General features: G+C 60.4%; 13 protein-coding genes. 1 reads left to right on the plus strand and 12 read right to left on the minus strand.

From position 1 onward, the window contains the following. Positions 1–52: 52 nt before the first annotated feature. The 12 genes from J0663_RS28670 to J0663_RS28725 all read right to left on the minus strand — a co-directional run bounded on the left by J0663_RS28670 (position 53) and on the right by J0663_RS28725 (position 12,962). Positions 53–967: an ABC transporter permease gene (locus tag J0663_RS28670; protein WP_207246163.1), complete on the minus strand. Its 915-nt coding sequence runs from the start codon at positions 965–967 to the stop codon at positions 53–55. Beyond that, positions 964–2,064 carry an ABC transporter permease gene (locus J0663_RS28675; protein ID WP_207246164.1) on the minus strand — a complete coding sequence of 367 codons (1,101 nt, stop codon included), beginning with the start codon at positions 2,062–2,064 and terminating at the stop codon, positions 964–966. The genes J0663_RS28670 and J0663_RS28675 overlap by 4 nt, the downstream gene beginning before the upstream one ends. Then, positions 2,061–3,581, minus strand: coding sequence for an ABC transporter ATP-binding protein (locus J0663_RS28680; protein WP_207246165.1), 1,521 nt, complete (start codon positions 3,579–3,581; stop codon positions 2,061–2,063). The genes J0663_RS28675 and J0663_RS28680 overlap by 4 nt, the downstream gene beginning before the upstream one ends. Positions 3,582–3,584: 3 nt before the next feature. Continuing rightward, on the minus strand, positions 3,585–4,685 hold the full coding sequence (locus J0663_RS28685; RefSeq protein WP_207246166.1) for a BMP family ABC transporter substrate-binding protein: 1,101 nt from the start codon (positions 4,683–4,685) through the stop codon (positions 3,585–3,587). A gap of 20 nt (positions 4,686–4,705) precedes the next feature. Beyond that, positions 4,706–6,085 (minus strand): amidohydrolase, encoded by a 1,380-nt coding sequence (locus J0663_RS28690; RefSeq protein WP_207246167.1) that lies wholly within the window; start codon positions 6,083–6,085, stop codon positions 4,706–4,708. A 1-nt stretch (position 6,086) separates the two neighbouring features. Then, positions 6,087–6,746 carry a glutathione S-transferase family protein gene (locus J0663_RS28695; RefSeq protein ID WP_207246168.1) on the minus strand — a complete coding sequence of 220 codons (660 nt, stop codon included), beginning with the start codon at positions 6,744–6,746 and terminating at the stop codon, positions 6,087–6,089. Next, positions 6,743–7,591, minus strand: a complete 849-nt coding sequence (locus J0663_RS28700; protein ID WP_207246169.1) for an aromatic ring-hydroxylating oxygenase subunit alpha — start codon at positions 7,589–7,591, stop codon at positions 6,743–6,745. The genes J0663_RS28695 and J0663_RS28700 overlap by 4 nt, the downstream gene beginning before the upstream one ends. Further along, a complete protein-coding gene (locus J0663_RS28705) occupies positions 7,588–8,229 on the minus strand; it encodes a Rieske 2Fe-2S domain-containing protein (RefSeq protein ID WP_207246170.1) in 642 nt (213 codons plus the stop codon). Before J0663_RS28705 ends, J0663_RS28700 begins: the two co-directional genes overlap by 4 nt. A gap of 121 nt (positions 8,230–8,350) precedes the next feature. Further along, positions 8,351–8,644, minus strand: a complete 294-nt coding sequence (locus J0663_RS28710) for an acylphosphatase (protein ID WP_207246171.1) — start codon at positions 8,642–8,644, stop codon at positions 8,351–8,353. 616 nt (positions 8,645–9,260) lie between these two features. Further along, positions 9,261–11,249 (minus strand): primary-amine oxidase, encoded by a 1,989-nt coding sequence (locus tag J0663_RS28715; RefSeq protein WP_207246172.1) that lies wholly within the window; start codon positions 11,247–11,249, stop codon positions 9,261–9,263. A gap of 91 nt (positions 11,250–11,340) precedes the next feature. After that, positions 11,341–11,514, minus strand: coding sequence for a hypothetical protein (locus J0663_RS28720; RefSeq protein WP_207246173.1), 174 nt, complete (start codon positions 11,512–11,514; stop codon positions 11,341–11,343). Further along, entirely contained in the window at positions 11,511–12,962 is a 1,452-nt protein-coding gene (locus J0663_RS28725; RefSeq protein ID WP_207246174.1) for an APC family permease, read from the minus strand. Before J0663_RS28725 ends, J0663_RS28720 begins: the two co-directional genes overlap by 4 nt. 121 nt (positions 12,963–13,083) lie before the next feature. On the opposite strand from J0663_RS28725, the gene J0663_RS28730 reads away from it, so the two are divergent. Then, positions 13,084–14,115, plus strand: coding sequence for an AraC family transcriptional regulator (locus J0663_RS28730; protein ID WP_207246175.1), 1,032 nt, complete (start codon positions 13,084–13,086; stop codon positions 14,113–14,115). The last annotated feature ends 281 nt before the right edge of the window (positions 14,116–14,396 follow it).

Consider the following 14,396-nt stretch of genomic DNA (forward strand, 5'->3'; position numbering starts at 1 on the left):
CCGAAAGTAGGTTGACACTGCTCTCAGTCGCCATCAGCGCGGACGGGCATTATCACGATCGCTCGAACGGCTCGCCGAGTGAGGCAACGCCGTTGAGTTTGAGCAGGCGGCGATCCGCCGAAATGATGCCGAGCACGATGATCGTTACCAGGTAGGGCAGGCATGCGAGCAGCTGCGAGGGAACATTGAGACCGGTTGCCTGGGCGGCAAGCCCCATCAGCGACACTGCGCCGAACAGGCACGCCCCCAGAAAAATGCGCCCGGTCAGCCAGGTTCCGAAGACGACGAGCGCGATCGCAATCCAGCCGCGGCCGGCAATCATTCCATCGGCCCAGAGCGGCGTGTAGATCGTCGCTGCATAGGCGCCGGCAAAGCCTGCCATCACGCCGCCGATAGCGGCTGCGGCGAAGCGAATGGCGATGACGGGGTAGCCGATAGCATGCGCCGCCTTCGGGTTCTCGCCGACGGCGCGGATGATCAGCCCAAGCTTGCCATAGGCAAACATTGCCCAGACAGCGACGGCTGCGAGCAGCGACAGCCAGACGACGATATCCTGGCTGAACAGGCCGCCGATGACGGGAATGTCGGAGAGACCGGGAATGGCGATTTTCGGCAAGCCCCTGACGGTCAAGCTCTCGTAGGTCTTGCCGAACAGTGCCGACAGGCCCTGACCGAGAATGCCGATCGCAAGTCCCGTTGCGACCTGGTTTGCGTTGAAGCCGAGGACGATGGCTGCAAAGAGCAGGGACAGAAGTGCGCCGCCGAGACCGGCGGCGAGAAAGGCGAGAAAATGCCCGCCGCCGTGATAGACGATGATGAAGGCAATGACGGCGCCGAATGCCATCAATCCCTCGACGCCAAGATTGAGAACGCCGGCACGCTCGACGATAAGCTCTCCGAGTGCTGCCAGCAGGAAAGGTGTCGCAGCAGCCAGCATTCCGGCCAGAACGAACTCGACGGCGTTCATATCGGGCTCCTGGTCGCTGCGGGCCGCCAGGCAAGACGGTAGCGCATGAAGGCGATGGCCACCAAATAGGCAAGGAGCAGACTTCCCTGGAAAACCCGGACCGCCGCAACCGGCAGATTGGCGGAGACCATGGCGTTGTCTCCGCCGATATAGAGCGCGGCCATGACAACAGCGGAGAGAACGATGCCGATCGGGTGCAGCCCACCGAGATAGGCGACGATGATCGCCGCATAGCCATATCCGGTTGAGATCGAGCGTTGCAGCTGACCGAGCGGGCCGGCGACTTCCGCTGCCCCGGCAAGACCGGCTGCAGCCCCACCGATCAGCAGCGAAAGCCAGATTGCCCTGCTTTCGCGGAATCCGGCATAGTTCGCGGCGCGCGGTGCCAGTCCGCCGACCTGCAATTTGTAGCCGATGAAGCTCTTCTGCATGAAGATCCAAGCGGCAATCGACAGGAGTAGGGCGAGGATGATCGAGACGTTGACGCGCGTTCCTTCGATCAGGATCGGCACCATCGCGTCATATTGGAACATGACGGACTGCGGGAAATTGAAACCGTTCGGGTCCTTCCAGGGACCGAGCAGCAGATAATTCAGGAGTTGTACGGCAACGAAACTCAGCATCAGCGAAACCAGAATTTCGTTGGCGTTCAGCCTGACGCGCCAGAAGGCGGTGAGTGACGCCCAGAATGCGCCGCCCACCGTGCCGAACAGCAGCATCGCCGGCCAGATCCATTGGCCGGTTGCGTCTGGCCACCAGATCGGAATGGCGGAGGCGAAGATTGCGCCCAAGACGAATTGGCCCTCAGCACCGATGTTGAACACCTTGGCGCGGAAACCGATCGCAAGCCCCTGTGCGATGAGGAGAAGCGGCCCGGCTTTCAGCAGCACTTCGGAGAACGAAGCCCAGGAGAAGAAGGGTTCGATCAACATCGCATAGACGACCGCAGCCGGGTCGCCTCCCATGGCGACGTAAAGTCCGAGATTGAGAATGACGGTGACGATGAGGGCTATGGGCGGCGCCAGAACGGCGGCGGCAAGCAATGCACGCTCCCGACGGACCAAAATGGGCAGGGCGGCAAGGAAAGGTCTGCTCATGCGGTGGCTTTCTCGCGCTGCGGCTGGGCTCCGATCATGTAACGGCCAATCTCTTCCGGATTGGTGTCGCGCGTGACCAGCGGCGCGCTCAGCGTCCCGTGGTGCAGGACCTGGATAAAGTCGCTCAATTCGAACAGTTCCTCGAGTTCCTCGGAAATGACGAGGATCGCCACGCCCTCGTTGCGAAGGCTCATCAGCCGCTTGCGGATCGCCGCGGCCGCAGCGATATCGACGCCCCAGGTGGGCTGGGCAAGGAAAAGAAGCTTCGGCGCCAGCATGATTTCGCGTCCGACGATGAACTTCTGCAGGTTGCCGCCGGAAAGCGAGCCGGCCTCTGCCCCTGGACCGGGCGTGCGCACGTCGAAGTCCCGGATGCAATCACTGGTGAAGGCCTTCGCCTTCACCTTGTCGAGCAGGCCATGCTTCACAAGGTTCAGCGGGTGGGCGGTCAGCAGGCTGTTGAGGGTAAGCGACATCTCGGGAACCGCACCACGGCCGAGCCGGTCCTCCGGGACGAAGGCGAAACCGAGCCGCCGGCGGGCGGCAGAGTCGAGGGTGCCGACATCCTCGCCCATCATGAAAATCTGATCGCGCTGATCCCGCGGCAACGGGGTTTCACCCGAAATTAGCGCTGTGAGTTCACTTTGGCCATTTCCCGAAATGCCGGCAATGCCGAGGATTTCGCCGGCGCGCACGGCGAGGCTTACCTTCGAAAGTGGCACGGCCAAAGGATCCGCCCGGTAATCGAGCCCGACAAGTTCCAGGCGCTTTTCACCTTCGATCGAAGGCAGCGCAGGCATCGGTTCCGGCATGTCCCGGCCGATCATCATGCGGGCAAGCTCGTGCGCATCGTGCTCCCGGGGATCGACGTGACCGGTGACACGTCCGCCGCGCAGGATTGTTGCACGATCGCACAGCGCCTGGATTTCTTCGAGCTTGTGAGAGATGAACAGAACGGATACGCCGCCGTCCCGCAGCCGCCGCAATGTTTCAAAGAGTTTTTCCACCGCCTGCGGCGGCAGCACGGAGGTAGGCTCGTCCAGGATAAGCAGTTTGGGATCGGTCATCAGGCATCGAATGATTTCCACCCGCTGCCTCTCGCCGACGGAAAGCGAATGGACATGAGCGTGCGGATCGACCTCGAGGCTGAATTCATGTCCGAGCTTGCGAATGCGCTCCGCAAGCTCGCTCTTCTTGCCGGACACGATCAGGCGAATATTCTCGACGACCGTCAGGCTCTCGAACAGCGAGAAGTGTTGGAAGACCATGCCGATACCGGCGCGCCTTGCCTCTGCGGGAGAGGCAAGGCTCAGGGCTTTCCCGTTCCAGGCGACGGTGCCGCTGTCCGGCTGCTCGACGCCGTAGATCAGCTTCATCAGGGTCGATTTGCCAGCCCCGTTTTCTCCGAGGATGGCATGGATGGAGCGGGCAGCGACGTCGAGATCGATCTGCCGATTGGCATCGACCGGGCCATAGCTCTTGGTAATGCCGCGCAGCGACAGGAGCGGGCTTGGCATGGCTTACTTCGGCAGAGGCGTCGTGACACCCTTGACATGCCAGTCCATAGCGACGATCTCGGCGTCCGTTGCCGTCGCACCCGAAGCGACACCTTCGCTGCCGTCAGCCTTGGTGATTGGACCGGTAAACGGCGAGAAGCTGCCATCGGCAATCTTGGCCTCGATTTCCCTGATCTTGGTCATCGTATCGGCTGGGATTGCCGGGTTCCAGTCGACGACTTCGACCACCTTGTCGGCTACACCGAGGAATGTATTGGCGCCCTTGAAGGTGCCGGCAAGATGGGCGTCGACCGACGCCTTGAAGAAAGGTGACCAGTCAGTGGCGACGCAGCCCAGGTAGGTCTTCTCGGCATATTTCTTCATCGAGGAGTTGAGGTTGAAGGCATAGATGCCGGCTTCCTCGCAGGCCGAGATCACCGAGGGCGTATCCTGCGCATTCGAGAAGATCACGTCGCAGCCCTGCGAGATCAGCGCCTTGGCGGCTTCCTGCTCCTTGGCCGGATCGAACCAGGAATTGACCCAGACGACAGACACTTCGATATCCGGCCTGACGGCCTGAGCGCCGAGCGTGAAGGCGTTGATGGAAGTGATCAGCTCGGGAATGGCAAAGGCCGACACCGAGCCGAGTTTGCCGCTCTTGGAAACGGCCGCCGCCGCCATGCCGAGCAGGTAGGTTCCCTGAAAATATTTGGCGGCGAAGGGCGAGAAGTTCGGTGCGACCTGGAATCCCGAAGCATGCAGGACGCTCACCTTCGGATTGCGACGGGCGATCTGCAGCGCGCCATTCTGATAGCCGAAGGAGCCGGCGATCAGGAAATGGTTTCCGTCGGCGACGGTCTTGTTCATGATGCGGTCGGCGTCCGGCCCTTCGGCGATGTTTTCAATGACCGTGACCTTCACCTTGTCGCCATAGGCCGCCTTGATCGGGTCGATGCCGGCGGCAAGCGCATGGCCCCAGCCGACGTCGCCGATAGGCGAGGGAATAACGAGGGCGATGCCGAGCGGTTCGTCCGCGGCAAGCGCGGAGCGGCCGGCAAAGGCCGTCGCGAGACCGGCAGCCGCCGCGCTCTTCATCAGTGTTCTGCGGGTGAGATGGTTGGACATGTCAGTTCCCTCTTTTGGTTTTAGAATTCGACTGTCTCGAGCGCCGCTTCCGCGGCAGCGAAAAGCTGCGCTTCGTCGAGGCCGGTAAATTCGCCGGCCTGCCAGACGACGCGCCCGTTGATCATTGTCAGATCGGTCGGCATGCCGATTCCGACCTTGGCAATCAGGCTCAAAGGGTCGTGACGGGTTCCGACATAATCCATACGCCTGGTATCGATCGCGAAGAGGTCGGCGGCCATGCCCGGAGCAAGCCGGCCGATATCGCTGCGGCCAAGCAGGCTTGCGCCACCCGTGGTCGCGTAGCTCAGGAAGTCGACGGGCGCTGGAACCGGATGCGCCCGTGTCGAGGCCGTCAGGCACTGCAGCATATAGGCAGAATGGATGCAGTGCATGAGGTTGGAATTGTCGTTCGAGGCCGCGCCATCGCAACCGAGGCCGATACGCAGGCCGAAAGCCGCCATCGCGGGAATGTCCGTCACTTCGGCGCCGACCAGATAGACCGGTTCGGGGCAATGGGAGACACCCGTGCCGCTTGCCGCCAGCTTGCGCAGTTCGTCGTGTGTCAACTCCCAGCAATGAGCATAAAAGCTGTCGGGGCCGGCAAAGCCGAGTTCGGCGCAGTAGTCGACCGTACGCAATCCATGCCGCGCCTGGATGACCGGACTTTCGCCTTCACCGACATGCGTGTGCAGCCGGACGCCGCGATCACGGGCGAGCGCAACCGATTCGACGAAGGTTTCGCGGTAGCAATTGACGGGCTGACAGGGAGCGACGACCACCTGCCGCATGCTGAAGGCGCCGGCATCATGGTAGCTGTCGATCAGCCGGGTGCAATCGGCGATGAACTCGTCCGTGGTTTCCAGCATGGCGTCCGGGATCGTCGAGCCCTCTGACTTCGGCAGCGTATTGCCGCCGCGTCCCGCGTGGAAACGCATGCCGAGAAGCTCGGCTGCTTCGAACTGGCGATCGATCAGCCGCTTCCCGGCATGCCGGGGGAAGCAATATTGGTGGTCGAAGGCTGTCGTGCAGCCATGCTTGATCATCTCCGCCATGGCCGTGACCGACGAATGATAGAAGCAATCCTCGTTCAGCCGTGAGAAGATCGGATAGATCCGGTCGAGCCATTCGATGACGGAAAGTTTCGTCCAGTCGAGATCGGCCCGGTTGCGCACGAAGCATTGGAAGAAGTGGTGATGGGTGTTGACGAGACCCGGATAGACAAACCAGCCAGACGCATCCCGAATGATCGTGTCGGCAGGCAGGGCTCCTTGCGACAGGTTGGTGCCGATCGCCTGGATCGTAGGACCGCAGGTCAGCAGATCGGCGTTCCGACGAACGGCCGGCCCGTTGCCTTCGTCAACGATAATGGCGGCGCAGTTCTTCAGCAGGTAGCCCGCCATCTCACCTCTCCTTATTGACGGGATGAGGGTCGGGCTTCAACTCGTGCAGCCGGTGGATGCCGGGCATTTCGATAAAACCTTCAAGGCTGCGGATGGCGCGCAGCCAGAGCCGGATGTTCGGATAGGGATCGAGCGAGATTCCGCCGTCGGGCGCCAGTGCCACATAGGGGAAGCAGGCGATGTCGGCGATCGTTGCACGGTCTGATGTCAGGAACCGCATGTCGCGGAGCCGCTGCTCAAAGAGCCCGGCTTCGAGTTCGCGCAGCGCCGCGACCCCCTGTGCCTGCAGGGCCTCGATATTGCCGGGGCGCAGAAGCATCTGATGCAGCCGTGCGCCGCCGAGATTGGTCGTCAGCCGATGCGAAAAAGAGAGCCATTGTTGCACGCGCGCCGTCTGCTCGGGCGCGTTTTGACCCAACCAATCCGGCCCGCTCCGGGCGGCGAGAAAGGCGAGCATGGCCGATGATTCGGTCAGCACCAGATCGCCATCCACGAGGATCGGGATCGAGCCTGCCGGATTGAGGGCGAGAAGCTCAGGACCACGATGTTCCATGCCGGGATGGAAATCGATCGGCCGGATATCCAGCTTGACGCCGAGGATTCCAGCCATCAGGCGGATCTTGTAACAGCTCGGAGATAGGATGTAGTCGTAGAGCTTCATTGTGCGACCAGTTGCGCGCCATAGAGATAGTTGTGGCGTTTCAGCCAGCGCCGGTAAGCAATCGATGTCAGGTCGGCCCTGGTCGGAATTTCCATGCCGGGATCGAGCGGCAGAAGCGCCGGGATCTGATTTTCGAGGATCGAGCGATCCTGCAGGAAAATCATCTGCTGAAAATGGATGAGGTCTGTCATTGGCGTCATATCGTCGAAGAGTGCCATCCACGGCCAGACGTCGCAAAGGTCTTCCGCAAGCGGCTGGACGAACAGGGTTATGACATCCCATTCCTGCGGACGGGGAGGGCAGGTCTTGTAAAGCACCGAGCAGGTCGGAGCCGGCACGCGATACATGTATTCGGTGGTAATTCCGCCCGTTGCCGACTTTGCAGCCTGCGGCTGATAGAACTTCACCTGCGTCGCCCAGACTTCATCCTCTTCCTCGCGGATCTCGACTTTGTAATTTTCGACTTCCGTATGCGGTTCGGCGCCGAGAATATCCGTGTGAACGAAGGGAAAATGCGCGATATCGAGGAAGTTCTCGACCGCTCTCAGGGGAGAACAGCGTACGCGCACGACGCCGACATCGACGAAGCGGCGGCCAGGTTGATCCGCTTCTGGAAGGGCAAAGAGCTCCTTGGCGGGGCTGCCAAGAGAAGACCAGACATGACCATAGCGGACGCGGACGGGCAGGGAACGTCCATCGCCCGATGTGACCCGCGCCGCACCATCAGTCGTGCGCATCACCTTTATGGACTCGCCCATCAAAACGGTCTTGCTTCCGGCCTCGGTGAGCTGGCTGAAAAGGCCAACCGGATACCATTCGTCGATCATCGCGCCAGCCCCTTTCATGAGACGTCCTTCTGGCGTGTTTCCGCCCGGCGGCGCAGGGCCTCGGCGATACGGGACGCCGTAACCCGATCTGCGACGCCGCGACCCCGCTCGACCAGGACGTGAATGAGCGTGCACGCGATCTGCGCCGCCGGCAGCAGTCTTACCCATGGACAATCGGCGACTTGGATGAGCCCGCCCGCATCTGCCTTTTCCCCGGCTGCCGCTTCAATTGCCGTTATGTCGGCATCCAGTGTCAGTGAGCGGATGGGCACGAGATGATCCAGGCGTGGCGGCGGCATTGCCGGTTCGCCGGCCGCCACCCAGACGATGCCATCCGATTCTTCAACTCGCTGAACTGCCACGCGAATCGTGTCCGGCGGTACGAGGTCGGGATGAGCCGGGATACGAACACATCCGCCCGCCGGTGAATAGCTCCAGCCGTGATAGATACAGGAGAGCGCCTCGCCCCGCACGAAGCCGTGAGACAATCGCATCCCGCGATGTGGACAGCGGTCGGAAGAAGCTGATGCGCGCCCGGACTGACTGCGCCAGAGAGCGATCGACCCTGCCGGTGTCCAGGCCGGAATGACGGTTGCCGGAGGCAGATCGGCAGAAAGGGCGACAGGCGTCCAGGAGCCGGCCGTATCGGAAGGCATGACGGTTATTTCCTCAATTTAACCAGTGGCCTGGCGCTGCGGGGTTTGGTGTCGGTGCAACCCCAGCTTCCAAGGCTTGCATAAAAAATTCGCATTGGCAACAATGGTTAAATAAAGGGCATCACGTCAGGTGCCGTTCAGACTTCGGTGTAGAGATGGGATCTACAACCCTGCGCTGAATCTCGTCGACCCAGACGTCGATCGGCCCTAGCGAACATCCCATTTCCAGCATGTCGATCAGCTCGACAGGCCCTGCGACCTCGAGTTCGATCCGCTCGGCGCCGGCATACAAAAAATCTTGGGAAAGGCCGAGCTTGTCGGCATGGCGGCGAATCCACGGGACGAACGAGGCGGAATTGACGTCGCCAAGGATCGTGATCCGTTCGCGTAATTCGCTCTGCCGTGATCGTGTCATGGATTTCTCTCGTTCGACCCATAATGACAGCATAGCGCTTCGCCGTCTTTGCGAAAGGGGCATGAGCGAGAGTTCCTGGACCGTTCGACCGATCGAGGCCTTTGATACCAACTGACATCTACCCGCCAGGCCGGCAGCGCGAACCTGGATCCGAGGGACGTCGAACTGCAAGCGGCCGGTCCTGCTCGGGCATCGCTATCAGTTCCATCCACAATCTCGCAGGTGATCAATCGCGGGGCAGAGTGACATTCTTACTTTGCAGAAACAGGACACTTCAACTTTGCGACTACACGAATCTGGCATAATCGGCATTATGGAACAGCCTTTGCCGATTGGAATTGAGCGTTCGTTGAGAGCCGCGCAGCGTGACGGCACCGATTATCCCATCGATGCGGCCGGCAACGTCAATGTCATGCGACTGCCGTAAGCATCTGGAAGCCAGCACTTCTGTCGCAACGCCATTGACCCGGCAATTGGCTATGAGCGTGCGGCTGATTTCGCAAGGCGGTTCTGGCCTCGGGGAAGACGAACCGCGAAGTCCTCGCGGAACGACCGGACCTTTCCGAGGACCTGACGCACACTATCATGCGGGCATGATCCTGCGTTCTGCTGCCTTTTACGTGTGGCAGCAGGAACCGCTTGCGATTTTTTCATGCGAGTGCGGCAGACGATTGTCGACGCTCTCCTCGTTTCCATCAGGCGGCAGGTCCATGGCAATGTTAGATGCGAAGAAGCCGTTCGGTTTCAGCGTGAAGCCCGCATATTCCACTGGCATGATCGGAAAATCCTCAGGCTTGCAGACATGGGTATGGCCGAAGGAATGCCAGAGCACGACATCGGCATTTTCGATTTCGCGGTTCTGCTTGACATAGCCCGGCAGGCCGTCGCCGCCGGCATGAACGTTCGGATAATCGCCGCTCGCATATTTTTCCCTGGCATCGAAGGCCGTGACCCAGATGTGTTTCTTGGCGAAGCCGCCGCGCTGGGCAACGGTCGAATCCGGCTGGGCAAGCATGACAGGTGACGGCATGACGACGATCTTGTAGCCTGGCGCTTTGCCGACGCTGTTCTGCATATTTGGGTTGGAGACTTTCCAGTAGCGGCCTGTCTCGCCATTGGCGAGCGCAGGCGAATCGAGTTCGCGCTTCAGCACGCGAGTCCTAGTATCGAAGACATTGCCATAGGGATTGTCTTCACCCCAGGGACGTGGCACGAACTCATGCTCGGTCACGGTGTTGCCATCGCCATCGACATCCATATGCAGGCGCGCATTGAAGAAATGCTGGTGGGTCGGGCCGCCGAGATTGTCATCGACCATACCGCCCCAAAGATAGGTTTCGCCGGTCGCGACTGCCGCCGTCTGGATGATGCCGGTGAGCTTGGCTTCGAGCTGGATCGTGCCGTCCTGGTAGAGATACCAGTAGAAGCCGTAATCATAGTTGCCGACAGTTGCGAAGAAGGAGATGACGAGGCGGCGGGAGCGGCGGACTTCGAAAATACCGTTGCGGAATTCGTAATGCTTCCAGAGGATGCCATAGTCTTCCTCATGCATACAGATGGCGTTCTTCATGATGAAAGGCTGGCCGAAATCATCAGCCGCCGGCACGTCGAAATAGTGAATGTGGCCGAGGCAGTCGCAGCCAAGTTCGAGGCTGTTGGCCAGGCGCCCGAGGCCGTATTCGCCGGCATCGAAGGCGCTCTTCCAATAATGGTTCGCGGTCGGATCGGCATACGGCACGACCATTTCGGTAACGCTGGCGCGAAAGACGACGGGCCGCAGCCTGCCCTGATCCTTGATGCCGAGTTCATGGAGAACGAGCCCCTCGCGCGGGGTGAAGCCGACACGGAAACTCCAGTTCTGCCATTCGACTTTCCAGCCGTCGACAGTAAAGCTCGGCCCCTGCGGCTGAACAATATGCAGCGGCTTCAGATCGGGCCGCGGTTCCGGGAAGTTTTCGCGACCATAATTGCGCTTTTTCCTCGGGACCGGGATGATCTTTTCATCGTCCACGAGATCGACCACTCGATTGGTGATCAGATCGACCACCGCTACGACGCCCTCGATCGGATGTGCGTAACCGTTGTCACGGATATCTTCGCGCCAGTAGGACACGGCGCGGACTATGCGCTTTCCCTTCTCGAATTTACGGCCAAAATAGCCGGAGGAAAAAGGATCGATCTGGATGAGCGGAATATCCTCGTCGGTAATGCCGCGTTTCTTCACGGCAGCGATCCAGCGCGGATCGGATTTGACGGTGCCTTGCACGGTTTCGAATTCGCACAGCATGACCGGCGGCTGGCCATACGGCAGCTCGTCAAGGGGCAGTCTCTTATAGGAGGAGACATTGCCAGCGGTCAGGTCGACGATGCCTTCGAAGGAGTCGCCGTTGCTGATATCCATTGCCAGGATGAAGGCGAGACGCGGCAGACTGTCGCCCACGCGATGGCTCGCAAGATCCGCCTTGGTCGGTTCCTCCAGCCGGGTTATCGGAAAGCGGAACGTGGCTGCGAGTTTCTGCCTATCCCTGAGTATGGCAATGGCAGAGGCGATCTCGGCAAGGCTCAGAGGATCGAGCGGATGGGTGACTGCGACAACGGCGTCCATGAATATACCTCTTTGAATTGGGCCTCTTTGATTGTGGGCCCCTTGGCTTCCGGAAAGACGACGCGCCTTCGCGCGTCGCAAGCTGCGGTGATCAGGATCGACCGGAGCAGATCTGCATCTCGGTCATGATCGCTTCTGCGTGAATGCAAAACACGGAGCAAAAGACATGCGCCTCAACGGCAATCAGCAAAGTTGCGCCGGCAAGGATCGCGATAGCGAGAACCAGAAGGCGATCGACGGGTGCAAGTTCAGCAATGGCACTCATTCGAAAACCTTTCCGAGCGAGGCGTAGAGAGCGGGCTTGGATCTCTTGACGTGGATTGCAAACAGCGCTCCGAGAATGCCCACCAGCACCATGACATAGGGGAAAGCCTTGACGATCAGGCTTTCACTGCCGGAAAGCAGGGAAAGATTGGAACTGACCAGCACCAGCGAACCGATGAGACCGAGCAGCGCCAGCGTCGGGGCGATCATCGTGGTCCAGGCGCTGTAGCCGTTCGGCGTCTTGCGGAAGAACATGACGATCGCGACGGAGACCAGCACCTGCACCTGCAGAATACCGATCCCTGCAAGCGCTGCCATCCACGAAAACACCACGGTGTATGGATCGGCTCCGATGATCACGAAAAGGGCAAGGACGATGGCCGCGATCAGACTTTGCAGCAGTCCCGCGGCGTAGGGTGAGCCATGCTTGGCGTGAACCTTGCCAAGCACCTTGGCGGCCAAGCCTTCCCGGCCGAGGGCGAAGAAATAGCGGTTGAGCGTATTATGGAAGGACAGGATGCAGGCAAACAGGCTGGTGATCAGCAGCACGTTCATCACTTGGCTCGACCATGCGCCGAGCACGGAATTGGCGGCAGCGAAGTAGAAGCTGTCGAGCCCGGCAGCAGCAGAGGCCTGCACATTGCCCGGACCGTAGAATTGCACGATGGCCCAGGTGGAGAAGGCATAGAAGAGGGTGATGAGCAGCACCGCAACATAGGTGGCGCGGGGAATGGTCTTTTCGGGATCTTCGGCTTCCTCGCCGAAAATGGCCGTGGCTTCGAAGCCGATGAAGGAACCGATGACGAAAACCAGCGCCACACCAAGACCAGGCGTAAAGACCTGCGACGGCGCGAAGGAGGAAAAGGCAATGCCTTCCGGTCCGCCGCCTGAGAAAACGATGGCAAGATCGAGAATCAGCAAGATGCCGATTTCGGCAATCATGCAGACGCCAAGGATCGCGCCTGAGAAGGCGATGTTGCGCTGACCGCAAACCAGCACGACGACGAGTGCCGCGAAGGCCCAGACCCACCACGGCAGGACCAGCCCAAGCGGCGCTATGGCGTTGGCCATGAAGAAGCCGAACAGGCCATAAATGGCGATCTGAACCGCGCTATAGGTGACCAGCGCCATAAAGGCCCCACCCACGCCGACCGGCTTGCCGATGCCGTGGGTGATATAGGTGTAGAAGGCCCCCGCCCCTCCCACATGGCGGCTCATGGCGGTGAAGCCGACCGAGAACAGCAGGTAAAGCAGGCCGGCGAGCATGAAAGCGCCAGGAACGCCTGCGCCGTTACCAAAGGCAAAAGCGGCTGGCGAAGCGCCGACGACGGCCGTGAGCGGCGCGGCCGCGGCAACGACGAAGAACACGATATGGGCAAGCCCCACCGAGTCCTTGGCCAGCCGACGCTCCGGCGATGATGGCGCGGGCATGCTTGCTTCCAGTGTCATGGAGAACCCCTCTTTGCTTGTTTGTTGCCAAGAGGGTAAGCGCGGCGATCTGGCCCCGAAATTGCAATTTGTGCCAATGAATCGATAATTCGCGCCACGACGGTCATCGGAGACGCTGAAAATGGCAGTTGCATCGCATTTGATCAGCCGGATGCCCGCAGTTGCTTCAATTCGAGCCTCTGTCCTGATCCCGCTGGTGCAACAAATCGACAAAAGATCCGGGAAAACCGACCTTCTTCTGGCTTCGCACGGCATTCTGCGCTCGCAACTGGAAGATCCCTACACAGTCCTGCCTATGGCGCGTTACGTCGCGCTGTTCGAGGATGCCGCGACGATAACGGGCGAACCGGCACTGGGAGCCCGGATGGGCACAGGGTTCAAGCCCGCCGATCTCGGCCCCATCGGCATGCTCTTCGCGCTCTCGCAGAATATTCGCAGTGCCTTCGAACGGCTGTCGAAATATGTAAACGCGGTGCAGGGCGCGACCAGTTCGGGCGTATTCGAAGAGAATGGCGATTTTATCTGGAGCTACCGCATCGTCGATCCCGGCATGTGGCCGCGCCGGCAGGACAGCGAATTCACGATCGCCGCCTCCTGCCAGCTTGTCCGTTCCTGCTTCCGCCGTGGCTGGCGGCCGACCGAAATTCAGCTCGAACATCACGCTCCGCGCGATGTCGGCGCGCTGGAACGGATCTATGGCGCGCCCGTCCTGTTCGGCCAATCCGGCAACCGGATCGTCATGAACAAAGCGGATGCCGATCGTGTCTACCGCTCCGAAGACAAAAGTCTGATCGAGATCCTGGAGCGGCATATCGGCGATCTGGTCGACGATCCGACGGCCGGCGACGCCGTCACGGAAAAGGTCCAGGCCCTGATCGGCATCTATCTCGGCCGCAAGCCGATCACAGTCGCAATCCTCGCGGCCGAACTGAAGATGTCGCCGCGAAGCCTGCAGCGCCGGTTGTCGGAGGAAGGCGTGTCGCTTCGCGATCTCGTTCGCCAACACCGCCAGACGCTCGCAGCCCATTATCTCGGCGACCGGCAAGCCGCTCCGATGTCCGAGGTGGCGCGTGTGCTGGGTTATGCAGACAATACCGTGCTCTGGCGTGCGCTGCGGTCCTGGGAGAAAGGGAAACCATCTGCCTTCGGATAAACCGAAGAAAAATGCGATATATCCACGAATCGCCGGACAACTAGGGAGGCCATCGACATCTCACTTTTTCTTGCAATGAGAGCAGAATCTGACAGCCCATCATCGAACGTCTGGCGCAGTTGAAAGGATTCGAACCGGAGATCCCTCGGAAATAGCGATATGTTGGCAATCGGTGATTTTTCCGTTCGTCGGCACACAGCCACTTCCAGTCGATGCATTATGTGATCTCATTTGCACAAGAGCGTGAACCCGCAGCGCCCATGGTTGCACCTGCTGGTACA

It is taken from the genome of Rhizobium lentis (genome assembly GCF_017352135.1).
GTDB classification, from domain to species: domain Bacteria; phylum Pseudomonadota; class Alphaproteobacteria; order Rhizobiales; family Rhizobiaceae; genus Rhizobium; species Rhizobium lentis.